Source organism: Pseudomonas sp. MWU13-2105 (genome assembly GCF_023242315.1).
Lineage (GTDB): Bacteria > Pseudomonadota > Gammaproteobacteria > Pseudomonadales > Pseudomonadaceae > Aquipseudomonas.
The window spans coordinates 228078-251529 of sequence record NZ_JALLIY010000007.1 but is presented as its reverse complement, the minus strand read 5'-3'; the positions used below and the strand labels follow the sequence as shown (position 1 = coordinate 251529).

Sequence of the window (23452 nt, the reverse complement as noted above, 5' to 3'; positions counted from 1 at the left end):
TGTGTCAGGCGTTGCGCAGGGCGATCAGCCCCTGAATCAGAGGCACCAGTTCCAGCGCGTTGACTTCGATGATTTTCGCGATCATTTCGGCGGGCCAGCAGTCCAGGCCGTCGCAGGCCCCGAGCATGGCGCCGAGGATGCCGGCGATGGTGTCGGTATCGCCGCCGATGCTGGCGGCCAGGCAGAGGGCGTCGAAGGCCGCGAGCTTGCCGAGGGCGACCCGTTGCGCCAGCGCGAAGGCCACCACCACCGACTCCTGGGAGGCCACCGAGGTACCGACCACGTCATACAGCAGGTCAGCCAGTTCGGCGCCCGGACAATCGCGGCTGAGTTCCCGGGCCCAACAAATGCGCGGCCCCAGGCGCCCACCAGCGACCCAGTGGCCATGCCGTTCGGCGGTAAAGGCCATCTCGGTGCCAACATCCAGCGCCTGTTCCAGGCTCCGGCGATTGAGACCGCTGGAAATCACCGCGGCAACGGCTGCCGCGCTGGAGATTCCCAGGCTGGTGTTGTGGGTGACCTGGCAGGCCTCGATCACTGCCTCGAGAAAGCGCCGGGGCCGGGTGATATCGGCGGCGATGCCCACCGGCGTGATACGCATGGCCGCGCCGTTGGTAGTACCATAGCGCCCGGCTTCCTCGGGGCTGTGGCCGGCAAGGATCATTTCAATGGCGCGCTTGGTCGACGGTCCGAGCAGGTCCCGCGAGCCCTTGGCCTGCATCGCCGCTTCCCAGGCAATCAACCGCTCGGCCAGCAGGGCCGGTTCGATATGGCCGTTGCCGTCGATCAGCAACTGCGCGACCAGGATCGCCTGCTCGGTGTCGTCGGTGATGGAGCCGGCGGGCATGTTCGGCGCGATAGGCTGGTCGGGACCGGCGTCGACCAGTGTGGTGATGCTGCCGAAGCGAGCCTGGATCTCGGCGCGACTCAGGGATTGGGTCGGCATGCCCAGGGCGTCGCCCAGGGCGAGGCCGTAGAAGGCACCGAGGGCGCGATGAGTCGGGGTCATGTCGGGTTTCCAAACGCCAGGTGCAGGCGGAAATGCAGCGGATCGAGCAGGCTTTCGACCTGCTCCATGAAGCGTCCATGTTTGTCGTAGGTGGTGCGCAAGGCCTTGAGAAACACCGTCCCCAGGGGACGCCCAAGCAGCTCGGCATCTTCGGCGGACAGCGGTTCGGCGCCGATCCACTGGTCGCCGCGATCACCGACATAGCCGTAGGCTGCCAGGGTAATGGTCAGGGAGTTGTCGATCAGGCCGACGCGGGGCAGGCCTTCCAGGCCGCCGCTGGCCGGTATCAGTGAGTGTTCGAGGGAAACCGCGGTGCCGTCGGTATTGCGCCGGCGTCGGTCGAGGGCGATGAACTGTTCGGTGCCGTAGCGACTGAACAGGTCCGCTCGCACCACCGCCTCCAGGCGCAACACCTCGGTGTTGATCAGCGCCCCGCTGTCCGCCAGGGCCTGGGCCCAGCCGGCGCGCTGGTCGAGGGGGATGCCATCGTAGGTGACGATGGAGCCCACGCCGCTCTGGGTCGCGATGTAGTTGCGCCGCTTGAGCTCGGCCAGGGCCTCGCGCAGCGTGCCGCGGCTCACCGAGAATTCTTCGGCCAACTGATGTTCACCCGGCAACAGCAAGCCGTCTTCAAGAAGACCGCTTTCGATGCGCCGGATAAGCTCATCGACCACCTTTTTTTTCTTATCAAATCGGACATGTCTAATCATGTACAAATTGATAACCGAAACGGGCTCGCAGGTGCAAGGAATTTATTTTTCGGGGAGATGAATGGTGGTGTTTTTCGGGACGCTATCGCTGCGCTGCGGCGCCCCGACAAGCCGCCCCCCCCACAAAGGACCGGGGGCAACGATAACGCTATACCGAACCCTGGGCCTGCGGGAGCAGCCGGTCGACGCTCGATTACTCGTGATCCGCCAGCAGGCGGAAACGACTCAGGGTTCGAGGCCGATCGGAAAAAACTCGCCGCCGCTCCACACACCCAGCCAGGATTGGCCGTCGATTTGCCGGGTCACCGCCAACTCCACCAGTTGGTAGAACACATTGCGATGAATCAGCGCTTCAAGATTACTGCGCACATGCACGTAAGGCGCCGGCTCCTGGCTGATCGGATCGATCACTACCCGGATCGGATGCTCGACACCGGCCGTCACCTGTTCATCGACGTAAGTGGTAAAGCGCAGCTGCTGTGCCTCCCCCTGCCCTTCGACCTCCAGGGTCACCGCGACAAAGGGCGCATCGTCGACCTTGATCCCGACCTTTTCCACCGGTGTGATCAGGAAATAATCATCGCCGTCACGGCGCATGATGGTGGAAAACAACTTGACCATCGGCTTGCGGCCAATCGGCGTGCCCTGGTAATACCAGGTGCCGTCACGGGCGATACGCATGTCGATATCGCCGCAGAACGCTGGATTCCACAAGTGGACCGGCGGCAGGCCCTTTTCCGTCCTGGGGATTTGTGCCAACAGGTCGTTGGCCTTGCCCGGCTCACTCATCTCAATCCGACATCCACTGTTCACCTATGCCCAATAGACTACGCGCATATTCGGCCAAGGGGGCGGCGATCAGGTCTTCGGGCTTGTTGTTGTGGAACGTCAGCAAGCCACCACGGCTTTTGATCCGCGCGGTATCGATCAGGTACTGGGTGCCGGTCTCGATCAACATGATCTGGATCACGCCGCTGTCCACGCCCAGGCGGTCGACGGACTCCTGGTCGGCCCATTCGTCGTAGTTGCCGATGCGGTCGTCAGCCTTGGCGAAGCGTGTGTACAGCAGGTAGTGCGCGCCGGCGGAACGGGCTTCGGCCATGGCCTGATCCAGACCGAGGGGTCCACGGGCGCGGCGCACCATGGGGAAGTACTCGATGAAGCCCTTGAAAGCTTCCTCGGCCACCACATTGGGGCGCGGGTAGGCACTGCCAGGCGGGGTGAAAGCGCCCTGGGCAATGTAGATAAAGGAGTCCGGCTGGAGGCGGAACGAGTGGATCCGGCGCGTATCGCTATGGTCGAGCAGCCCGACATCGCTCATCTCATAGCGGACACCTTCCCCCATATCACTGACTTTCATGCAGCCGCCCAGCGCCAACAACGCCAGCAGCACAACCAGGCTACGCATCCTACCCTCCAGAGGCCGGTGACGGAAAACCGGCGAATAGTCGCCTGGATGCAGCTTCCGCGCCAGATCAACCAGGAAGATGATGCAAACCTGTGGGAGCGGTGCTTGCCCGCGAAGCTTTTGGTGGTCTCAAGGGCCTCTTCGCGGGCAAGCTCCGCTCCCACAATTAAATCGGCAGTGTTCTCAAAGCCGTGGTCAGCCGCCGATGATCTTCATCACCGTCGCGCCGCCCGAGAAGGCCACTTCCTGCTTGTCGCCCAAGGCCTTGACCAGCAACCGCTGCAATGCCGGCAGCGCCTCGTGACGGGGCTTGTCCAACAGGTCGCCGACATAGTGCCGGTTGCTCGACGACAGGCAGCCATGCAACCAGCCGGTGGACGACAGCCGCAAGCGCGAACAGGTCCGACAGAAGGGTACGCTTTCGTTGGCGATCACCCCAAAGTGACCACGGCCCGGAATGGCATAACGCACGGCGGTGGCATCCACCGGGGCATCGGCCTGCAGGTATTCGTAGCGCTCGCCGATCAGGCCGAGCAACTGCTGCAGGCTGACGAACTGCTGGAGAAAGGCATTGCCGTCACTGGCCAGGTGGCCCATGCGCATCAGCTCGATAAAGCGCAGCTCGTAGCCGTGCTCAAGACAATAATCCAGTAACGGCATCACCTGGTCCAGGTTCTGCCCGCGCAATGGCACCATATTGACCTTGATCTTCAGCCCCGCCGCCCGCGCCTGCGCCATGCCGTCGAGCACACTGGCCAGGTCGCCGCCACGGGCGATGGTGCGAAAAGCACTGGCATCCAGGGTATCGAGGGAAACGTTGATCCGCTTGATCCCGGCATCCACCAGCAGCGGCAATTTACGCGCGAGTAACTGGCCATTGGTAGTCAGGCTGATATCTTCCAGGCCCATCTGGCCGACCGCGCCCATGAAGGCCTCCAGCTTCGGACTGACCAGTGGCTCGCCGCCGGTAATGCGCAAGCGCTCGATCCCCGCCGCCTCGATCAGGTAAGCCACGCCACGCGCCATGGCCTGCGCCGACAGTTCGTCCTGGGCAGCCACCAGCCGCTTGCCATTGGGCACGCAGTAGGTACAGGCATAGTTGCAGGCGGATGTCAGACTGATGCGCAGGTTGCGAAAGCGCCTGCCTTGACGATCAACGATCATGGAACACTCCGGCGATGGACTATGGAACGCGCAAAACTTGACTCAAAAATCAAGTTTTGACAAGCCCTATTCCCGAGTATAAGCCTGGGGCATTGCGCCATATAGGGGAACGTGACGCAATCAGCCCGCCGAATATCTTAACTGACAGGCGTTTCGGGGTCGCGCTTGCGCTTGTTGCCCATGCGCACGCCAATATCCATCAGGAACTGGAAGAAACCTTCCTGGTCTTCCAGCACATTGCTCCAGAACGGCGAGTGGTACAGCGCGACAGCGCCATGCACCAGGGCCCAGGCGGCGCAGTAGTGGAAGTACGGCGGCACGTCCTCGAGCTTACCTTCGCTGATGCGGCCCTTGATCAACAAGGTCAGGCGTTCGAAGTTGGAAGCGCGGATCTTGTGCAGTTCCTCGACCATCTCCGGCACCTGGTGGCCCTTGACCACTTTTTCTTCCAGGCGGTCGAACAGGCGATAGCGCTGGGGATCACGCATACGGAACTCGAAGTAGGCCCGGGACAGGGCTTCCTTGTCCTTGTCGACATCCGCCGAATGCAACAGCTCGTTCAAGTCACGCTCGTAGTCGAGCATCAGGCGCAGGTAGATTTCCGCCTTGGATTTGAAATGCTTGTAGATGGTGCCTTTGCCGATACCGACGGCATCCGCGATCATCTCGACGGTGACACTGTCTTCACCTTGTTCGAGGAACAGCTTTAGCGCGGTATCGAGAATTTCTTGCTCGCGGCGACGAAACTCACGGACCTTACGGGGTTCTTTGTGCATAAGAAAAGGTCTGTAGGGGCAAAATCGAAGCCAAGTATTATGCCTGACTCGCGCCAAATTGCACGAATCATCCGAGGCTTTTCGTTTTCACTGTCGACGAATCAGCCCGTGCCGGTCAGAAAGGCTTCGCAACAGTCACGGATCGTCGCCGGCGACGGCCACTGAAAATGCGGCCCGGGACAATGAGAACTCAACAGAAGCGCTTGTATTCCAAATCTGTTTAAAAAATGAGCAGTGATGACTGGACGTCAGGCGATCCTGACCAATACTTGAACTGTCGGCGTGACATCTCCCCCAAGTGACGCGTCGATAAAGGTGCCAAAGGACCGCGTACCTTTGTTTTACTCCTAATGGTCTTAACCCGGATTCACCCCCCAGAACCCGGGTTTTTTTTGCCTGCGATTTGCCCCCTCAACTACGTCGAAGCCTGGCTTTTGTGGGAGCGGAGCCTGCCCGCGAAGCGTTTAGCGTTCTGACGGGCCTCTTCGCGGGCAAGCTCCGCTCCCACAGGCCAGGGGAAACAGGCGCTTGAAGTTCTCGGTGGTCTGCTCGGCGAACTGCTCGTACGGCACCCCGCGCAGCATCGCCAGGTAGTCGGCGACATCGCGCACATACTGCGGCAGGTTGGGCTTGCCGCGATGGGGAATCGGCGCCAGGTACGGCGAGTCGGTTTCCACCAGCAGGCGATCGGCCGGCACTTGCCGCGCCACGTCGCGCAAGGCATCGGCATTGCGGAAAGTGACGATGCCCGAGAGGGAAATGTAGAAGCCCAGGTCCAGTGCGGCCTTGGCCATCTCCCAGTCTTCGGTGAAACAGTGCAGCACGCCAGCCTGGGGCAGTTGCGCCTCGCGCAGCAAGGCCAGGGTATCGGCGCGTGCGCCACGGGTATGGACGATCACCGGCTTGCCGGTCTGCCCGGCCGCTTGCAGGTGCAAGCGGAAGGACGCCTGCTGCAGCTCGGCCGCCTCGGGCTCGTAGTGATAATCCAGGCCGGTCTCGCCAATGGCCACGACCTTTGGATGCTCAAGCTCGCGCAGCAACCAGTCGAGGGCTGGCGCGGCGTCGGCCTTGACGTCCAACGGGTGGACACCGACCGAACAATCGACATCGGCATAACGCTCGGCCAGGGCCTTCACGTCAGCCGCATTATCGACACTCACGCCGATGCACAGGAAGTGCCCGACCCCGCGCTGGCGCGCCGCGTCGAGCGCAGCATCGAGGGAGCCCGAATGTTCGGCGAGATCAAGACGGTCGAGGTGGCAATGGGAATCTACAAGCATAAAAAGGCGATACTACATCGTATGGGTGGGACGGTCGGACTTCAGGGCGCCGGCCAGATGGGTTTCGATCTTGCTGCGGGCGGTATTGTCACCGTCGTTGAATTGCACGCCGACTCCCGCCGCGCGATTGCCCTGGGCCCCCTTGGGGGTGATCCAGGCGACCTTGCCGGCGACCGGGATTTTTTCCGGCTCGTCCATCAGGTTGAGCAACATGAACACCTCGTCGCCCAGCTTATAGCTTTTGGTGGTGGGGATGAACAGCCCGCCGTTCTTGATAAAAGGCATGTAGGCCGCGTACAGCACGGATTTGTCCTTGATGGTCAGGGACAGGATACCGTTGCGCGGGCCGGGACCAATGGGTTCGTTCATACTCGCTCCGGTCATGCAGATAGCCGATTCTAGGCCGATCGCCTCAGTGTTGGGTAGGTAAAGCTGCCCATTGCACCAACAGCGCTTCGAGCAACAGCACCCGATTCAGGTTGGCCTTGCTCAAGACCTTCTGACGCTGGGCGAGAATCCAGTCCTGGATCGACAGGACCTTGTCCCGGGAAGTTTTCTGCGCCAGGTATTGCACCACCTTGCGCATGTCCCCCAGCCCCAGGCCGGCTTCGTCCTCGGTCAGTTGATAGCGCAGGATCAGGCTCGACCAATCGCAGAACCAGTCGAACAGCAACAACAGGGGGATCGCGTTCCACCCCTCGGCCAGCTGGGTGGCCGATTGCTGCTGCTTGAGCAGTTTCTTCACCCCATCGACTACCAGCGCCCGCTGTTCGCGAACGCCCTGGGCCTGGAGGCTGACAGCGGCCAGGGGCGAGCCCGCGGCCAGGGTCAACAATTCGACCCGCTCTTCTTCGCTGCTGTCCGGCAAGGCGCCGGCCAGCCATTGCAGGCTCATGGCCTCGCTCGGCAGCGGGCAGGCCTGTTGCACGCAGCGACTGCGAATGGTCGGCAGCAACCGGCTGGACTGGTGACTGACCAACAACAGCACGGTATCGCCGGAAGGCTCCTCAAGGCTCTTGAGCAAGGCGTTGGCGGCGTTGATATTCATCGACTCCACCGGTTCGATCAACACCACCTTGCGCCCGCCGAGTTGCGCGGTCTGGACCACGAAGCTGACCAGATCGCGGACCTGGTCGACCTTGATCGCCTTGTCGGCTTCCTCCGGTTCCAGGATGTAGTTGTCCGGATGACTGCCGGCATTCAATAACAGGCAGGACTTGCAGTGCCCACAGGCATTGAGGTTCAACGGACTCTTGCACAGCAACAGCGCCATCAGCCGTTCGGCCAGGGCCCGCTTGCCGATGCCCGCCGGGCCGTGGAGCAGATAGGCATGGGCATGCTGGGGCCGCCCGGCCATTTGCTGCCAGAGACTGTCCTGCCAGGGGTAGGCTTCAGCCACGGTGCCGCTCCAGGATTTCCGGCAGCAGGCGATCGAGGGACTGTTGCACCTGGGCCAGCGGCTGGGCCGCATCCACCAGGCGATAGCGCGACGGATCGGCGTCCGCGCGCTTCAGGTAGGTACTGCGCACGGCGTCGAAAAACACCCGGCCCTCCTGTTCGAAACGGTCCAGCCGCCCCCGAGCGCTGGCTCGGGCCAGGCCCACTTCCACCGGCAGGTCGAAGACCAGGGTCAGGTCCGGACGCAGTTCGCCCTGGACAAAACTTTCCAGGCTGGCGATACGCTCCCGGGACAGGCCGCGACCACCGCCCTGGTAGGCATAGGTGGCATCGGTAAACCGGTCGCACAGCACCACCGCGCCGCGGGCCAGGGCCGGACGGATCACCGTGGCCAGATGCTGGGCGCGCGCGGCGAACACCAGCAGCAGCTCGGTGTCGGCACACATGGCCTCGTCGCTGGGCGCCAGCAGCAGTTCGCGGATTTTCTCGGCCAGCGGCGTACCACCGGGCTCGCGGGTCAGCAACACATCGACACCTCGGGCCCGCAGGCACTCGGCCAGATAATCGCGGTTGGTGCTTTTGCCGGCACCTTCCGGGCCTTCCAGGGTGATAAACAAGCCAGTCACGGGCAATCCTTAATCAGGGTCATTGCGAGTCTTTCGCCTCGGCTTCGGTTGACGCGGGTGCTGCAGGTGCCGCCGGTGCGGGCTCGGCAGCCGGTGCCGGTACGGCGGCCGGTGTCGGCTCGGACACCCCGGGAACCGGGTTCTGGATCGGGGTCGAGACTGTCGCCGGGACAGCAGTCGGAGCCGCCGGAGCAGGTACAACTGCCGGAGCAGCTGGTACGGCCGCCGGAGCAGCGGCCGGAACCGTCGGAGTCGTCGGCGCGGGGCTGGAGCGGTAATCGGCCCGACGCTTGAGCTGGAACTCGCGCACCGCGTTGTTGTGGGAGTCCAGGTCGTCGGAGAAGACATGGCTGCCATCGCCGCGCGCAACAAAGTACAGGCTGTTGCCCGGCACCGGGTTCAACGCGGCATGGATCGCCTCGCGCCCGACCATGGCAATCGGCGTCGGCGGCAAGCCGGCGTTCATATAGGTATTGTAGGGGTTGGCCTCGCGCAGGTGGGCACGGGTGAGCTTGCCGGTATAACGCTCGCCCAGGCCGTAGATCACCGTCGGGTCGGTCTGCAACAACATGCCCTGCTGCATCCGCCGGACAAACACCCCGGCGATCTGGCCACGCTCCTGGGGCACGCCGGTTTCCTTCTCCACCAACGAGGCCATGATCAGCGCCTGGTAAGGTTCGCTGTAAGGCGCATCAGGGGAGCGTTTCTGCCACTCCTGGGCCAGGACACTGTCAAGACGATCATAGGCCTTCTCCAGCAGTTCGGCGTCGGTCATGCCGCGCACGAAGCGGTAGGTGTCCGGGAAGAAACGACCTTCGGCGAACACGTCCTTGTGCCCGAGCCTGGTCATGACCTCGCTGTCACTGAGACCACCGAGGGTTTGCTGGAGCTTTTCGTTCTTGGCCAGCGCCGCCCGTACCTGGCGGAAGTTCCAGCCTTCGACCAGGGTCAGGCTGTACTGCACCACTTCACCGCGCTGCCACAGCGACAGTAGCCCGCGCACGTCCATGCCCGGCGTAAGTCGGTACTCGCCGCTATGGAAGGGCACGCCAGCGAGATTGAAGCGCCAGTACAGGCGCAGCCAGAAGGCGTCCTTGAGCAAACCCTCGGACTCGAGGCGATTGAACGTGCCCGTCGGCGTCGCACCGGCCGGCACATCCAGCAGCTGCTCCTGCGTCAGGTTGAGGGGCTGCTCCAGCGCCGAATGCAGCTTCCAGGCCGAACCGCCCAGCAGCAAACCGGCCAGCACCAGAACGGCTTGCAGCAGCACCAAGAATTTACGTCTCAATTCAAACTTCCAATAGCGCGCGGGCAATACCTTGCAGTTTACGGGTGAGCGGGCCAACCGACCAGCTCAGGTCGGCAAAAGCCCGAACGGGCCAGATGCCATAGACGCTGTTACAGAGAAAGACCTCATCAGCTTGCCGGAATTGCTCCAGGCTGATATCGGAAATGTCGACAGGGATTGCCAGTGCTTGCGCTTCTGCCAACAGCTGCGCGCGCATCACCCCCGCCACGCCGCAACGGCCCAGATCGGCGGTGCGCAGGACGCCCGCCCGCACCACGAACAGATTGCTGAACACCCCTTCGATGACCCGCCCCGAAGTGTCGAGCATCAAGCCTTCGGCATATTCGGCGCCCTGCCATTCGGCACGGGCCAGGACCTGTTCCAGGCGATTGAGATGCTTGAGCCCGGCCAGCAAGGGCTGTTCGGACAAACGCGTCGTACAGGGGAACAGGCCGACGCCCTGCTGCTGGTGGGCCTGTGGATAAGTAGGCGACGGGCTGCCCTGCAAGATACGCCGCGGCAGCGTATCAGCCGACGCCGCGTAACCGCGCTGGCTGTCACCGCGGGTGAGGATCAGCTTGAGCACCCCCTCCCCCAGTACCGCACTGTAGGCCAGCAACTCGCGGCGAACCAACTCGTGATCCGCCGCGATACCCAGACGTCGACAGCCATCCGCCAGGCGCTGCAGGTGTCGTTCCAGCAGCAGCGGTCGACCGCCTTTCACGGCGCAGGTCTCGAACAGACCATCGCCGTAGGCCAGGCCGCGGTCCTTGAGGGACAACGCATCGCCCGGCTGGCCGTCGACCCAGCTCTCCATCACTCGGCGAACCGGCGGAACACCAGGGAGCCGTTAGTACCGCCAAAGCCGAAGGAGTTGGACAGCACCACGTCGATGGGCATGCGCCGGGCTTCGTGGGGCACGAAATCCAGGTCGCAGCCTTCATCGGGCTCGTCGAGGTTGATGGTCGGCGGCGCCACCTGGTCGGCAATGGCCAGCACGCTGAAAATCGCCTCGATGGCCCCGGCGGCACCCAACAGGTGACCGGTCATCGACTTGGTGGAACTGATCGCCATCTGGTAGGCATGCTCGCCAAACACCCGCTTGATCGCCTCGGCTTCGGCCAGGTCGCCGGCCGGGGTCGAGGTGCCGTGGGCATTGATGTACTGCACCTGATCCAGGTTCAGCTTGGCATCGCGCATCGCGTTGGCAATGCAACGGGCCGCACCGGCACCGTCCTCGGGCGGCGAGGTCATGTGGTAGGCATCGCCACTCATGCCAAAGCCGATCAGCTCGGCGTAGATGGTCGCGCCACGGGCCTTGGCGTGCTCCAGCTCTTCGAGCACCAGGGCACCGGCACCGTCGGACAGCACGAAACCGTCACGGCCCTTGTCCCATGGACGACTGGCGCGAGCCGGCTCGTCATTGCGCGTGGACAGCGCGCGGGAGGCACCGAAACCGCCCATGCCAAGACCGCAGGCGGCCATTTCGGCACCACCGGCAATCATGACGTCGGCTTCATCGTAGGCAATGTTGCGTGCGGCCATGCCGATGCAATGGGTGCCCGTGGTGCACGCCGTGGCGATGGCATAGTTCGGCCCCTGGGCACCCAGGTGGATGGACAGGAAACCGGAAATCATATTGATGATCGAACCAGGCACGAAGAACGGCGAAATCCGCCGTGGCCCCTGGTCATGCAGCGTGCGACAGGTTTGCTCGATATTGGTCAAGCCGCCAATACCCGAACCCATGGCCACGCCGATGCGCTCACGGTTGGCATCGGTGACTTCGAGACCGGCATTACGCACCGCCTGGAAACCGGCTGCCAGGCCGTATTGAATGAACAGGTCGAGTTTGCGGGCTTCTTTGGCCGACAAGTACTCTTCGACATTGAAACCTTTTACCGAGCCGCCAAAACGGGTGGTATAGGCAGAAAGGTCTGTGTGTTCGATCAGACCAATGCCACTACGGCCAGCCAGAATGCCTTGCCAGGTACTCGAAACATCCGTACCCAATGGCGACAACATCCCCATGCCGGTGACTACGACGCGTCTACGCGACACAGCACTCTCCTTTATCCTGTTGACGACACTTTGCCTCACACCTAAAGAAAAAACCGCACGCCGTGGTGGCAGTGCGGTTTTTCCATGACAGCAGGCAACGATTACAAACTATTACGCCTGATGGGCCGTAACGTAATCGATAGCGGCTTGTACGGTAGTGATTTTTTCAGCTTCTTCGTCAGGGATTTCGGTCTCGAATTCCTCTTCCAGAGCCATCACAAGCTCAACGGTGTCAAGGGAGTCGGCACCCAGGTCTTCAACGAAGGAAGCTTTGTTGGTCACTTCCTCTTCCTTGACGCCCAGTTGCTCGGCAACGATTTTCTTGACGCGTTCTTCGATGGTGCTCATACCTTGTTTTCACTCCTAATGGAAAAATTCAGGCAGCTGGCCGGTGGGTAAGTGTATAGAAAGGCTTTTCAGCTTTTCAACCGAAAGCTTCAGCCTTTGTCCCCCTTTGCCCTCTGCCTCTCAATAAGTTGCAGCTTTATAACGGATTTTAGACAGCTGGTATGACATTTTTTTGAAGCAATCCGTCACATTTGAATTACATGTACATCCCGCCGTTCACCGGGATTGTAGCCCCAGTCACGTAAGCCGCACCGTCCGACGCCAGAAAAGCGACCACTTGCGCGATCTCTTGGGCCTGGCCCAGACGACCCAGCGGAATCTGCGTCAGCAAGGCTTCACGCTGCGCGTCAGGCAATTCGCGGGTCATATCGGTGTCGATGAACCCTGGGGCCACCGAGTTTACCGTAATCGAGCGCGAACCGACTTCACGCGCCAATGCACGGCTGAAACCTTCGAGGCCGGCCTTGGCTGCTGCGTAGTTTACTTGGCCTGCGTTGCCCATGGCACCCACAACCGAACCAATATTGATGATTCGTCCCCAACGGGCCTTGGTCATCCCACGCAGAACGCCCTTGGACAGGCGGAACAGACTGTTGAGGTTGGTATCGACCACGTCGTACCACTCGTCATCTTTCATCCGCATCATCAGGTTATCACGGGTGATACCGGCATTATTGACCAGGATCGCCGGCGCGCCGAACTGCTCGCTGATGCTCGCCAGGACCGCGGCAACCGATTCATCGCTGGTTACATTAAGCTCCAGGCCGGTGCCTTGGATGCCATGCTCCTTGAGGGTCGCGGCAATTCGCTCGGCACCCGAGGCCGAGGTCGCGGTACCGATGACCACGGCGCCGAGGCGCCCCAGCTCGAGGGCGATGGCTTGGCCGATGCCACGGCTGGCGCCGGTGACCAGTGCAACTTTACCTTGCAGACTCATGCAGGCTTCTCCTGATTCAGGCCCGCGCCGCGCGCGTGGCGGCGAAGGCATCCGGGGTATTGAGGTTGGACGTGTTGACGCCGTCGGCGCAACGCTTGTTCAGGCCGGCCAGCACCTTGCCAGGACCGCATTCGACCAGTTCGGTGGCGCCGTTGGCCGCCAGGCACTGAACCGATTCGACCCAACGCACCGGCTTGTAGAGCTGCTCCAGCAGGTCGCGCTTGAGGGTCGCCAGGTCCGCGGCCACCTGCGCGCTGACGTTCTGCACCAGCGGGATCTGCGGTGCCTGCCAGTCGATGGCGGCAACGGCTTCGGCAAACCGCTCGGCCGCCGGACGCATCAGCTCGCAGTGCGATGGCACGCTGACCGGCAGCGGTAGGGCGCGCTTGGCGCCCTTGGCCTTGCAGGCCTCCATGGCGCGCTCGACGGCGGCCTTGGACCCGGCGATCACCACCTGGCCCGGCGAGTTGAAGTTCACCGCACTGACCACTTCGCCCTGGGCGGATTCGGCGCAGGCGGCAATCACATCGGCATCGTCCAGCCCGAGGATCGCCGCCATGGCGCCCTGCCCGGCCGGAACCGCTTCCTGCATCAGCTGACCACGGCGCTCCACCAGTTTCACCGCATCGCCCAGGCTCAGGCTGCCGGCGGCGACCAGCGCGCTGTACTCGCCCAGGCTGTGGCCGGCGACATAGGCCGGACGCGCACCGCCCTCGGCCAGCCACAGCCGCCACAGGGCAATGGAGGCGGTGAGGATCGCCGGTTGGGTCTTGTCGGTCTGGTTCAGTTGCTCTTCCGGCCCCTGCTGGGTCAGCGCCCAGAGGTCATAGCCGAGGGCATCGGAGGCTTCTTTGAAGGTTTCCAGGATCAGCGGATATTGCGCGCCCAGCTCGGCCAACATGCCGAGGGACTGCGAACCCTGCCCTGGAAAGACGAATGCGAGGGATGTAGACATGTAACAAGCCCCTAATGATCTTGTCGTCGAAGAATTGACGTCCCGCCGTGGCGGACGCAAGAAACTGTCAGTTTGGATGGCTGATTGAACTGAGCGGTCACATTTAAGCATTCCCGCGGGAAAACGCCTAAAGCAATAGCTCCTCCAGGCGACCGTGAAGGCGCTCGGGGAGGTTTTCCTGGATCTCGATCAAGGCCCGCGCAATCGCGCTCTGAAACCCCTCGACCCCGGCGGAGCCGTGACTCTTGACGACAATCCCCTGCAGGCCGAGAAAACTCGCGCCATTATGCCGCGCCGGGGCGAGATCGGCTTGCAGGCGCTTGAGCAGCGGCAAGGCCAGGGCACCGACCAGTCGCGAAGCCAGGCCCTGCTTGAACAGCGCCTCGATGCGCGCGGCGATCATGGTCGCCAGGCCTTCGCTGGACTTGAGCAGGATATTGCCGACGAAACCGTCGCACACCACCACATCGGCCTCGCCGCGATACACCCCGTCGCCTTCGATGAAGCCGATGTAGTTCAACCCCCGCGCCTGTTGCAGCAGGGTCGCCGCCAGCTTGACCTGCTGGTTGCCCTTGATGTCCTCGGTACCGACATTGAGCAAGGCGACACGCGGCCGCACCACGCCAAGGGCCTCGGCCGCCACCGCGCCCATCACGGCGAACTGGAACAGGTGCTCGGCACTGCAATCGACATTCGCCCCCAGGTCCAGCAACTGGCAATAGCCGCGCTGGGTCGGGATGGCCGCGACCATGGCCGGACGATCGATCCCCGGCAAGGTCTTCAGCACATGCCGCGACAAGGCCATCAAGGCACCGGTATTGCCGGCACTGACACAAGCCTGGACCTTGTCATCGCGCAGCAGCTGCAAGGCCACGCGCATCGACGAATCCGGCTTGCCACGCAGGGCCTGGGACGGACGCTCGTCCATGGTGATGATTTCACTGGCAGGCGTAATCGTCAGGCGCGCGCGATCCACGGCTGGATAACCGGCAATCAGGGGTTCAAGCTGGGAAGGTTGACCGACCAGGGTCAGATGCAGCGAGGGCGTAGCAGACAGGCAGGCGATACTGGCCTGGACAATGCTGCGGGGACCGAAGTCCCCGCCCATTGCGTCGATCGCGATGATCTGAGCGGACAAGATTTACTCGTCAGCGCCCTTGTCGATCACTTTACGGCCACGGTATACGCCTTCTGGCGATACGTGGTGACGCAGGTGAACTTCACCGGTGGTCTTTTCCACGGACAGGGTGCTTGCCTCGAGGGCGTCGTGCGAACGACGCATGTCACGGGCGGAGCGGGATTTTTTGTTCTGCTGAACAGCCATAATTGATTAACTCCTAAACGTTTGGGTCACGCTTTAACTGCGCCAATACACTGAACGGGTTGGACCGCGTTACCTCGTCCTCGCTCGGTTCGGGCTCATCGAGCCCCGCCGGCTGCTGGCATTCTTCCGGATGATGAGCAGGCACAATGGGCAAGGCGAGCAGAAGCTCTTCCTCAATCAATGCCTGCAGATCCAAAGGATCTTCGCCCAGTTCCAGCACGTCATAACCTTTCGGCAACGACTGGGTATTCGCACCCTCCTTCACCACAGCATAACTGCATTCGCTGTGGATCGGCAGGGTGACCAGCTCAAGACAACGCTGGCAAACCATTTTGACTTCGGTGTCGATAAAGCTGTGAATCATCACAGACTTACGTTCATCTCGTTCAAAAACGAATTTAGCCTGCACCGTACCGACAGTGTCGGAAAGCGAGTCGCAGAGTCTCTCCAAATCGGCCAGCGGCAGTTCACCTTGAAGGGTGGTGCCACGATCAGCCAATTTGCGCGGGTCAACGTGAGGTGGAATCGGGTCATTCAACATAGGCGCAGCATTCTAGGGATGCACCCTGCCACTGTCAAAGGAAATTAGGCCCTGTCCGTCAGCTGACGGGCCAACTAGAATCGGCGACCTGCCTCAGGAGAACCGCATGCTGCCCTTGTTACTCGCCTCAAGCTCGGCCTATCGCCGGGAATTGCTAACCCGCCTGCGCCTGCCCTTCAGCTGCGCATCGCCGGATATCGACGAAAGCCAGCGCCCTGATGAAGCCGCCGGCGAGCTGGTCAAACGCCTGGCCGAGGAAAAAGCCCGGGCCCTGGCCACACGTTATCCGGCGCACCTGATCATCGGCTCGGACCAGGTTGCGGTACTCGACGGACGGATACTCGGCAAGCCCCACGGCTTCGAGAAGGCCCGCGAGCAGCTGCTGGCCGCCAGCGGCAGGCGCGTAAGCTTCCTCACCGGTCTGGCCCTGCTCAACAGCCAGACCGGGGCATGCCAGGTGGACTGCGTCCCCTTCAGCGTACAGATGCGCAGCCTGGATATCGCCCGCATCGAACGCTACCTGCACGCCGAACAGCCGTACGACTGCGCCGGCAGCTTCAAGGCCGAAGGCCTGGGCGTGAGCCTGTTCCAGAGCACCGAAGGGCCGGATGCCACCAGCCTGATCGGACTGCCGCTGATTCGCCTTGTGGACATGCTGCTGACTGAAGGCGTGCAGACCCCGTAATCTTTTTCATCGTAAAACCCTTGGCCTGCCGGCTGATCGCGAGCAAGCTTGCGCCTACATCCCCCTGCGCTCCGCCAATAAAAAAACCGGTCATTGACGACCGGTTTTTTATTGCTGCGCGAATATCAGCGCAAGGTTGGCCCCTGGAAGCCCATCCACATCGCCAACTGCTCCGCGACGCTGGCGCCAAGTTTCTTCGAGAAGCGATCGAAAGGTGACTCCTGAACGGTAAAGTCCACCAACTCCTTCTCGCCGATCACATCCCGCGCCACCGAGCTGGCACTGCCCAGGCCGTCGATCAGCCCCAGCGGCAGCGCCTGCTCGCCGGACCAGACCAAGCCGGAGAACAGCTCCGGGTGATCTTTATCTTTCAGACGGTCGCCACGCCCCTTCTTCACGCTGGCGATGAACTGGTTGTGAGTGGTGTCCAACACCCCCTGCCAGAACCTGGTCTCGTCAGCCTTCTGCGGCTGGAACGGATCGAGAAACGCCTTGTGCTCCCCTGAAGAGTAGGCACGACGCTCCACGCCCAGCTTCTCCATGGTACCGACAAAACCGTAGCCGGCCGCCGTCACGCCAATGGACCCGACCAGGCTGGACTTGTCGGCATAGATCTCGTCCGCCGCACTGGCGATGTAGTAGGCACCGGACGCACCGATATCGGAAATCACCGCATACACCTTGGTGTCCGGGTGCAGGCCACGCAGGCGACGAATCTCGTCAAACACATAACCCGACTGCACCGGACTGCCGCCCGGACTGTTGATCCGCAGGATGATCGCCTTGACCTTGGGATCCTCGAAGGCTGTGCGCAGGCTGCCGACAATATTATCGGCACTGGCCGACTCCTTGTCCGCGATCACCCCGCGCACCTCGATCAGGGCGGTGTAGTGAGCCCCACGACTGGCGCTCTTCTCCAGATTGATCAGCGGCGAGAACATCACCAGCGCGCCAAACAGATATACAAAGGTCAACAGCTTGAAGAAGATCCCCCAGCGCCGCGAGCGCCGCTGCTCCTGCACACCGGCCAGCAGGGTCTTTTCCAGCAGCTTCCAGCTTTTGTCATCAGCGGAACCCGATTCGGCATTCGCCTTTGGCGGCGCGCCCCATTCATCAGACATGCGTACTCACCCCAACGAATTCAATTGACCCGACCATCCAGCCAGGCATGCAACTGTGGAAAACTGTCAATCGCCAAGCGCGGTTCGAATACCCGCAACTCATCCAGCGACAAGGCACCATAACCTACAGCCACCGAATCCATGCCAGCATTGCGCGCCATTTGCAAATCGAACGCCGAGTCCCCGATCATCAGGGCCTGGGAAGCCGGGACACGACAATGGGCGAGAATCTGCTCGAGCATCAGCGGATGCGGCTTGCTGGCGGTTTCGTCGGCGGCGCGGGTGATATCGAAATAATCCTGCCAGCCATGGGCCCTCAACACCCGATCCAGGCCGCGACGATTCTTGCCGGTCGCGACCGCCAACCGGTAGCCGGCGGCGCGAAACGCTTCCATGGACTCCAGCACACCTGGAAACAGCGGCGAAGGAACCGTTTCAAGGGCAATGTAGCTATCGGCATAGTGCTGGCGAAAAACCACCAGTTCTTCATCGCTGATCGCCGGGTACAGGGTGCAGATCGCTTCCGGCAAGCCGAGACCGATAATGCCCTTGACCGCCGTTTCATCGCGCAGGACAAAACCCGAACGAGCGGCCGCCACTCCCATCGCCTCGACAATCCGACCAATGGAATCGGCCAGGGTGCCATCCCAATCGAAAATCAGCAGCTTGTATTCAGACCGCACTCAGTCGCTCCACCGTCTTGGCCCACATTTCATCCACCGGTGCCTGCAACTTCAACTCGCCGCCATCGGGCAGCGGCACGGTCAGCATATAGGCGTGGAGGAACAGGCGCTTGCCGCCCAGGTCGCGAATTTCCTTGGTGAATCCGTCGTCGCCGTACTTGCTGTCACCGGCAATACAGTGCCCGGCGTGCAGGGTATGCACACGAATCTGATGAGTACGCCCGGTGACCGGCTTGGCCTCGACCATGGTGGCGAAATCACCGAAACGGCGCAGCACCTTGAACACCGTGAGCGCCTCCTTGCCCTCCTCGTTGACCTCGACCATACGCTCGCCGGAGCGCAGGTTGCTCTTGAGCAAAGGCGCCCGCACCTGCTTGATCGAAGCCGCCCAGTTACCGCGAACCAGGGCCATATAGCGTTTGTCGATGCCGTCGCCGCGCAATGCTTCGTGCAGATGGCGCAACATGCTGCGCTTCTTGGCGATCATCAGCAGGCCGGAAGTATCACGGTCCAGGCGATGGACCAGCTCCAGCTCCTTGGCATCCGGGCGCAGCTGGCGAAAGGCCTCGATCACGCCATAGTTCAGGCCGCTGCCGCCGTGCACGGCAATGCCGGCCGGCTTGTTGATCACGATCAGGGCCTTGTCTTCGAAGACAATCGAAGCCTCCAGGCGCTGCAACAAGCCCTGGGCCAGGGGCACCGGCTCGTCGCGTTCGGGGACGCGCACCGGCGGCACCCGCACGATATCGCCGGCCTGGAGCTTGTACTCGGGCTTGATGCGCCCCTTGTTCACCCGCACTTCGCCTTTGCGCAAAATGCGGTAAATCAAGGTCTTGGGCACACCCTTGAGCCGAGCGAGAAGGAAATTGTCAATGCGCTGGCCGGCATATTCCGGCGAGACCTCAAGCAGTTGTACGCCTGGAGTCGGGGGGGTAGTCGTCGTCATGCCGGCGATGATAACAATTTTTTATGGAATTGAAGCACTTAATCATTGCTGCTATAGTCGCGAACGCCGCCAAAAGCGGCTGGACAGAGGACCAACGGCCAACAGCCGGCCCTGCCCAACGCAATTCATCAGGATGCGAGGCCGTCCTACGGGGCTTTCGCCGTTCGAGGAAAGGTTCGCGATCGTAACGAGCGCAGGTGACATGAGGCCTGAAGCGCGCCGGAAAACTGAGTCAACACTCGTTTCCCGAGCCGGTATTAACGGCCAGTTCACAAAGTGCAGTCGGTCACGAGTCACACCTGGGCGAAGGCATCGGAAACAACGCCTAAATTAGCCATGAGCGTGCTTTCCCCTTTCGGAGAACACGGTAAATGCCAACCCGCTGCGGATTCTGCGCGCGGCCGCACCCGAATTATCAGGGATACGTGTAGGGTGGAGATGCACAACCGTCGGACTGTGTAGCATTAGGCTTTATCAAGACGCTTCATATCGTCCACAGCCGCGGTTGATTCCTCCTCCTGACAGAGCTTTTGCTTGTGAGGTGTCTTTTGTCACCCCAAGAAGCAGGACGCGTGAGTCGCGACTTCGTCCCCTCTGGACGAACCTCGCCCGACACAGGAATGGCCAACCACTCCTGACGCACCTGACACCGACCGTGAGAAGTCGTGTGTGCCGAACGCCGTTTCCGGCAGCCCGGAAACCGACGGTACTACATGAAAAGAATGCTGATTAACGCAACTCAACCCGAAGAGTTGCGTGTTGCCCTGGTAGACGGCCAGCGCCTCTACGACCTGGACATCGAGTCCGGTGCACGCGAGCAGAAGAAGGCCAACATCTATAAAGGCCGGATTACTCGCATCGAGCCAAGCCTCGAGGCTGCCTTTGTCGATTTCGGCTCTGAGCGCCACGGGTTCCTGCCGCTGAAAGAAATCTCCCGCGAATACTTCAAGAAAGCCCCCGAAGGCCGCGTCAACATCAAGGACGTCCTGAGCGAAGGCCAGGAAGTCATCGTCCAGGTCGAGAAAGAAGAGCGTGGCAACAAGGGCGCCGCCCTGACCACCTTTATCAGCCTGGCCGGTCGTTACCTGGTGCTGATGCCGAACAACCCGCGTGCCGGCGGCATCTCCCGCCGCATCGAAGGCGAAGAGCGCAACGAACTGCGCGAAGCGCTGAACGGCCTGGTGGCTCCGGCCGACATGGGCCTGATCGTGCGCACTGCCGGCCTTGGCCGCAGCAGCGAAGAAATGCAGTGGGACCTCGACTACCTGCTGCAACTCTGGACCGCCATCAAAGAAGCCTCGCTGGATCGTTCCGCGCCTTTCCTGATCTACCAGGAAAGCAACGTGATCATCCGCGCGATCCGCGACTACCTGCGCCAGGACATCGGCGAAGTGCTGATCGACAGCGTTGAAGCCCAGGACGAAGCCCTGACCTTCATCCGCCAGGTGATGCCGCAGTACGCCAGCAAGATCAAGCTGTACGAAGACAGCGTACCGCTGTTCAACCGTTTCCAGATCGAAAGCCAGATCGAGACCGCCTTCCAGCGCGTCGTCGAACTGCCTTCCGGCGGCTCCATCGTGATCGATCCGACCGAAGCCCTGGTGTCCATCGACATCAACTCGGCGCGCGCCACCAAAGGCAGCGACATCGAAGAAACCGCACTGCAGACCAACCTGGAAGCCGCTGAAGAAATCGCCCGTCAGTTGCGCCTGCGCGACATCGGCGGCCTGATCGTCATCGACTTCATCGACATGACCCCGGCCAAGAACCAGCGCGCCGTGGAAGAAAAAGTCCGCGAGTGCCTGGAAGCCGACCGTGCCCGCGTACAAGTCGGTCGCATCTCGCGCTTCGGCCTGCTGGAAATGTCCCGTCAGCGCCTGCGTCCGTCCCTGGGCGAAAGCAGCGGTATCGTCTGCCCGCGTTGCAACGGCACCGGCATCATCCGTGACGTCGAATCGCTGTCCCTGGCGATCCTGCGCCTGATCGAAGAAGAAGCCCTGAAGGACCGCACCGCCGAAGTCCGCGCCCAGGTGCCGATCCCGGTTGCCGCCTTCCTGCTCAACGAAAAACGCAACTCGATCACCAAGATCGAACTGCGCACCCGTGCGCGCATCGTGATCCTGCCGAACGATCACCTGGAAACGCCGCACTTCGAAGTGCAGCGCCTGCGCGATGACAGCCCGGAAGCCCACACCAACCAGTCCAGCTACGAAATCGCCGCTGCCGCCGCCGAAGTGGAAGAAGTCCAGCCGGCCGCGGCCACCCGCACCCTGGTTCGCCAGGAAGCAGCGGTCAAGACCGCCCCGGTCCGCGCCAACGCCCCGGTTCCGGCCGAAGAAGTGGCGGCACCGGTTGCTGCTCCCGCGCCGGTCGTGGCCGAGCCAAGCCTGTTCAAGGGCCTGGTGAAGTCGCTGGTCAGCCTGTTCGCCAGCAAGGAAGAGCCTGTTGCACCGGCCGTGGTTGAAAAACCCGCAGCCGAGCGTCCGGCCCGTAACGAAGAGCGTCGCAACGGTCGCCAGCAGAGCCGCAACCGTAACGGTCGCCGCGATGAAGAGCGCAAGCCGCGCGAAGAGCGGGCGCCACGGGAAGAACGTGCGCCGCGCGAGCCGCGTGAAGAACGCGCCCCACGGGAAGAACGTGCACCGCGTGAAGAACGTGCGCCACGTGAAGTCCGCGAAGCCCGTGACGAAGCACCAGCCGTAGCCCGCGAGGAACGCGCGCCACGTGCTCCGCGTGAAGAACGTGCCCCGCGCTCCCCGCGTGAAGATCGCAAGCCCCGTGGCGAGCGTGAAGAACGCGTGCGTGAACTGCGTGAGCCGCTGGATGCCGCACCGGCCGTCGCCGCTGCCGCAACAGCCGCAACCGCAGCGGTAGTCGCGGAAGAACGTCCGGCCCGTGCGCCACGTGAAGAGCGTCAGCCGCGTGCACCGCGTGAAGAACGCCAACCGCGTACCGAGCAGCCTGCTGCTGCCGGTGAAGAAGAAGTATTGCAGGGCGAAGAGCAACTGCAGGACGACGGCCAGGACAACGCCGAAGGTGGCGATCGTCCACGTCGCCGTTCCCGTGGTCAGCGTCGTCGCAGCAACCGTCGCGAGCGTCAGCGTGATGCCAACGGCAATGTGATCGAAGGCTCGGAAGAAGGCAGCGAAGAACATCACGAAGCCACCAGCGGTGCCGAACTGGCTGCCGGCCTGGCCGTGACCGCCGCCGTCGCCAGCAGCGTGATCAGTGCTCCAGCCGAAGCCGAGGCGCATCAGCAGGCCGAACTGGCCACTGCCGCGCCCCAGGAAGCCCCAGCGGTTGAAGCCCCGGTCGTTGAAGCAACCACCCCGGTGGAAGTTCCAGCGGTACCGGAAGTCGAAGTCGCTCCGGTTCGTGAAGCCGAGCCTGTGGCTCAAGCCCCTGTCGAGCCAGCGGTTATCGCTGAACAGCCGGTATTCGTGGCGCCTGAACCGGCCATCGAAACCACGGTTGCCGAAGCACCGGTTGTCGTGGCGCCGGTCGCTGAAGAACCGGTTGCCCAGGCCCCTGTCGTCGAAGCCGCGGTTGCCGAACAAGCACCAGAGCCGACCCAGGAAGTCCAGGCCGCGTTCCAGTGGTCCGAGCCGGCCGCCGAAGCACCTCAGGCACCCGTGACCGAAGCGCTGGTGACTGAAGAGCCAGCCGTGGTTGCACAGCCACAACCTGCTCCGGTGGTTGCCGCAGTCGTGGCTGAAGTCGTGGCTGAAGTCGCTGCGCCGGTTGCCGAGGTGGCTCCGGCCAGCGCCCTGACCAGCAACGGCCGCGCCCCGAACGATCCGCGTGAAGTGCGTCGTCGCAAGCGCGAAGAAGAGCGCCTGGCCCAGGAAGCTGCCGAACGTGCCGCTGCTGCCCCCGCAGTAGAAGCCGTGGTCGCTGCCGAACCGGCGCCTGCGCCTGAAGCGGCTCCAGCGCAGTTCGTACCGGCTGAAAGCGAAGCCGCTGCACCAACCATCGACGAGAACCTGCAGTCCGTCGAAGAAGTGCTTGAACACAGCCATAAAGCCCCGGAAGAAGCCCACGAGCCTAAACCCCTCGCCTGATTCTGACGGCTGTTGAAAAGCCCCGCCTGCAGCGATGCAGGCGGGGCTTTTTTTGTCCGTCACCCTGCCCCCCTTCTTTGCGACCTAAAGATCCAGCCCCCCCTACAGTAGGGAAAAGTCCCACATCACGA

General features: G+C 62.3%; 24 protein-coding genes. 2 read left to right on the top strand and 22 right to left on the bottom strand.

Translation table 11 applies throughout. The annotated features are described in order from the left end of the window. Window positions 1–4: 4 nt before the first annotated feature. From M5B96_RS12675 to M5B96_RS12585, 19 genes are all read right to left on the bottom strand, one after another. On the bottom strand, window positions 5–1009 hold the full coding sequence (locus M5B96_RS12675) for an ADP-ribosylglycohydrolase family protein (RefSeq protein WP_248797015.1): 1005 nt from the start codon (window positions 1007–1009) through the stop codon (window positions 5–7). Beyond that, window positions 1006–1719, bottom strand: coding sequence for a GntR family transcriptional regulator (locus M5B96_RS12670; RefSeq protein WP_248797014.1), 714 nt, complete (start codon window positions 1717–1719; stop codon window positions 1006–1008). The genes M5B96_RS12675 and M5B96_RS12670 overlap by 4 nt, the downstream gene beginning before the upstream one ends. A gap of 225 nt (window positions 1720–1944) precedes the next feature. Continuing rightward, window positions 1945–2508, bottom strand: coding sequence for a DUF1285 domain-containing protein (locus M5B96_RS12665; protein ID WP_248797013.1), 564 nt, complete (start codon window positions 2506–2508; stop codon window positions 1945–1947). A 1-nt stretch (window position 2509) separates the two neighbouring features. After that, window positions 2510–3127, bottom strand: a complete 618-nt coding sequence (locus M5B96_RS12660; RefSeq protein ID WP_248797012.1) for a DUF4823 domain-containing protein — start codon at window positions 3125–3127, stop codon at window positions 2510–2512. Between the two features lie 195 nt (window positions 3128–3322). Next, window positions 3323–4291 (bottom strand): GTP 3',8-cyclase MoaA, encoded by a 969-nt coding sequence (locus M5B96_RS12655; RefSeq protein WP_248797011.1) that lies wholly within the window; start codon window positions 4289–4291, stop codon window positions 3323–3325. Window positions 4292–4428: 137 nt separating this feature from the next. Then, a complete protein-coding gene (locus M5B96_RS12650; protein WP_103496783.1) occupies window positions 4429–5067 on the bottom strand; it encodes a TetR/AcrR family transcriptional regulator in 639 nt (212 codons plus the stop codon). A gap of 464 nt (window positions 5068–5531) precedes the next feature. Then, window positions 5532–6347 carry a TatD family hydrolase gene (locus M5B96_RS12645; RefSeq protein WP_248797010.1) on the bottom strand — a complete coding sequence of 272 codons (816 nt, stop codon included), beginning with the start codon at window positions 6345–6347 and terminating at the stop codon, window positions 5532–5534. A 12-nt stretch (window positions 6348–6359) separates the two neighbouring features. Continuing rightward, a complete protein-coding gene (locus M5B96_RS12640) occupies window positions 6360–6716 on the bottom strand; it encodes a PilZ domain-containing protein (protein ID WP_248797009.1) in 357 nt (118 codons plus the stop codon). 43 nt (window positions 6717–6759) lie between these two features. Then, window positions 6760–7746: a DNA polymerase III subunit delta' gene (locus M5B96_RS12635; RefSeq protein WP_248797008.1), complete on the bottom strand. Its 987-nt coding sequence runs from the start codon at window positions 7744–7746 to the stop codon at window positions 6760–6762. Next, entirely contained in the window at window positions 7739–8371 is a 633-nt protein-coding gene (tmk, locus tag M5B96_RS12630; RefSeq protein ID WP_248797007.1) for a dTMP kinase, read from the bottom strand. Before tmk ends, M5B96_RS12635 begins: the two co-directional genes overlap by 8 nt. Before the next feature lie 19 nt (window positions 8372–8390). Beyond that, complete coding sequence (mltG, locus tag M5B96_RS12625; RefSeq protein WP_248797006.1) at window positions 8391–9659, bottom strand: endolytic transglycosylase MltG; 1269 nt, start codon at window positions 9657–9659, stop codon at window positions 8391–8393. 1 nt (window position 9660) lies between these two features. Then, window positions 9661–10476 carry an aminodeoxychorismate lyase gene (gene pabC, locus M5B96_RS12620; RefSeq protein WP_248797080.1) on the bottom strand — a complete coding sequence of 272 codons (816 nt, stop codon included), beginning with the start codon at window positions 10474–10476 and terminating at the stop codon, window positions 9661–9663. Further along, on the bottom strand, window positions 10476–11720 hold the full coding sequence (gene fabF / locus M5B96_RS12615; RefSeq protein ID WP_248797005.1) for a beta-ketoacyl-ACP synthase II: 1245 nt from the start codon (window positions 11718–11720) through the stop codon (window positions 10476–10478). Before fabF ends, pabC begins: the two co-directional genes overlap by 1 nt. A gap of 111 nt (window positions 11721–11831) precedes the next feature. After that, entirely contained in the window at window positions 11832–12068 is a 237-nt protein-coding gene (gene acpP / locus M5B96_RS12610; RefSeq protein ID WP_248797004.1) for an acyl carrier protein, read from the bottom strand. Window positions 12069–12264: 196 nt separating this feature from the next. Beyond that, window positions 12265–13005, bottom strand: coding sequence for a 3-oxoacyl-ACP reductase FabG (gene fabG / locus M5B96_RS12605; protein ID WP_248797003.1), 741 nt, complete (start codon window positions 13003–13005; stop codon window positions 12265–12267). A 16-nt stretch (window positions 13006–13021) separates the two neighbouring features. Then, window positions 13022–13960 (bottom strand): ACP S-malonyltransferase, encoded by a 939-nt coding sequence (gene fabD, locus M5B96_RS12600; protein WP_248797002.1) that lies wholly within the window; start codon window positions 13958–13960, stop codon window positions 13022–13024. 127 nt (window positions 13961–14087) lie between these two features. Next, complete coding sequence (gene plsX, locus M5B96_RS12595) at window positions 14088–15098, bottom strand: phosphate acyltransferase PlsX (RefSeq protein ID WP_263859540.1); 1011 nt, start codon at window positions 15096–15098, stop codon at window positions 14088–14090. A gap of 3 nt (window positions 15099–15101) precedes the next feature. Further along, complete coding sequence (gene rpmF, locus M5B96_RS12590; RefSeq protein WP_003179396.1) at window positions 15102–15284, bottom strand: 50S ribosomal protein L32; 183 nt, start codon at window positions 15282–15284, stop codon at window positions 15102–15104. 13 nt (window positions 15285–15297) lie between these two features. Further along, window positions 15298–15825 (bottom strand): YceD family protein, encoded by a 528-nt coding sequence (locus tag M5B96_RS12585; protein ID WP_248797001.1) that lies wholly within the window; start codon window positions 15823–15825, stop codon window positions 15298–15300. A 106-nt stretch (window positions 15826–15931) separates the two neighbouring features. On the opposite strand from M5B96_RS12585, the gene M5B96_RS12580 reads away from it, so the two are divergent. Then, entirely contained in the window at window positions 15932–16510 is a 579-nt protein-coding gene (locus M5B96_RS12580) for a Maf family protein (protein WP_248797000.1), read from the top strand. 125 nt (window positions 16511–16635) lie between these two features. Here the strand turns inward: M5B96_RS12580 and M5B96_RS12575 are convergent, their stop codons facing one another. Genes M5B96_RS12575 through rluC form a run of 3 tightly spaced genes read right to left on the bottom strand, consistent with a single transcriptional unit; the run spans window position 16636 to window position 19260 of the window. Beyond that, entirely contained in the window at window positions 16636–17631 is a 996-nt protein-coding gene (locus tag M5B96_RS12575; RefSeq protein WP_248796999.1) for a S49 family peptidase, read from the bottom strand. Between the two features lie 20 nt (window positions 17632–17651). Then, window positions 17652–18314: an HAD-IA family hydrolase gene (locus tag M5B96_RS12570; RefSeq protein WP_248796998.1), complete on the bottom strand. Its 663-nt coding sequence runs from the start codon at window positions 18312–18314 to the stop codon at window positions 17652–17654. Continuing rightward, complete coding sequence (rluC, locus tag M5B96_RS12565; protein WP_103496768.1) at window positions 18304–19260, bottom strand: 23S rRNA pseudouridine(955/2504/2580) synthase RluC; 957 nt, start codon at window positions 19258–19260, stop codon at window positions 18304–18306. The genes M5B96_RS12570 and rluC overlap by 11 nt, the downstream gene beginning before the upstream one ends. Before the next feature lie 713 nt (window positions 19261–19973). Between rluC and rne the strand changes: the two genes are divergently transcribed. Further along, window positions 19974–23321 (top strand): ribonuclease E, encoded by a 3348-nt coding sequence (gene rne / locus M5B96_RS12560; RefSeq protein ID WP_248796997.1) that lies wholly within the window; start codon window positions 19974–19976, stop codon window positions 23319–23321. The last annotated feature ends 131 nt before the right edge of the window (window positions 23322–23452 follow it).

Coding starts and splice junctions, on each gene's coding strand:
- M5B96_RS12645 (WP_248797010.1), bottom strand. CDS start 6,347: ATGCTTGTAGATTCCCATTGCCACCTCGACCGTCTTGATCTCGCCGAA.
- M5B96_RS12660 (WP_248797012.1), bottom strand. CDS start 3,127: ATGCGTAGCCTGGTTGTGCTGCTGGCGTTGTTGGCGCTGGGCGGCTGC.
- M5B96_RS12675 (WP_248797015.1), bottom strand. CDS start 1,009: ATGACCCCGACTCATCGCGCCCTCGGTGCCTTCTACGGCCTCGCCCTG.
- acpP (WP_248797004.1), bottom strand. CDS start 12,068: ATGAGCACCATCGAAGAACGCGTCAAGAAAATCGTTGCCGAGCAACTG.
- pabC (WP_248797080.1), bottom strand. CDS start 10,476: ATGGAGAGCTGGGTCGACGGCCAGCCGGGCGATGCGTTGTCCCTCAAG.
- M5B96_RS12650 (WP_103496783.1), bottom strand. CDS start 5,067: ATGCACAAAGAACCCCGTAAGGTCCGTGAGTTTCGTCGCCGCGAGCAA.
- M5B96_RS12665 (WP_248797013.1), bottom strand. CDS start 2,508: ATGAGTGAGCCGGGCAAGGCCAACGACCTGTTGGCACAAATCCCCAGG.
- fabG (WP_248797003.1), bottom strand. CDS start 13,005: ATGAGTCTGCAAGGTAAAGTTGCACTGGTCACCGGCGCCAGCCGTGGC.
- rpmF (WP_003179396.1), bottom strand. CDS start 15,284: ATGGCTGTTCAGCAGAACAAAAAATCCCGCTCCGCCCGTGACATGCGT.
- rne (WP_248796997.1), top strand. CDS start 19,974: ATGAAAAGAATGCTGATTAACGCAACTCAACCCGAAGAGTTGCGTGTT.
- M5B96_RS12575 (WP_248796999.1), bottom strand. CDS start 17,631: ATGTCTGATGAATGGGGCGCGCCGCCAAAGGCGAATGCCGAATCGGGT.
- rluC (WP_103496768.1), bottom strand. CDS start 19,260: ATGACGACGACTACCCCCCCGACTCCAGGCGTACAACTGCTTGAGGTC.
- M5B96_RS12585 (WP_248797001.1), bottom strand. CDS start 15,825: ATGTTGAATGACCCGATTCCACCTCACGTTGACCCGCGCAAATTGGCT.
- fabD (WP_248797002.1), bottom strand. CDS start 13,960: ATGTCTACATCCCTCGCATTCGTCTTTCCAGGGCAGGGTTCGCAGTCC.
- M5B96_RS12670 (WP_248797014.1), bottom strand. CDS start 1,719: ATGATTAGACATGTCCGATTTGATAAGAAAAAAAAGGTGGTCGATGAG.
- M5B96_RS12580 (WP_248797000.1), top strand. CDS start 15,932: ATGCTGCCCTTGTTACTCGCCTCAAGCTCGGCCTATCGCCGGGAATTG.
- M5B96_RS12655 (WP_248797011.1), bottom strand. CDS start 4,291: ATGATCGTTGATCGTCAAGGCAGGCGCTTTCGCAACCTGCGCATCAGT.
- M5B96_RS12640 (WP_248797009.1), bottom strand. CDS start 6,716: ATGAACGAACCCATTGGTCCCGGCCCGCGCAACGGTATCCTGTCCCTG.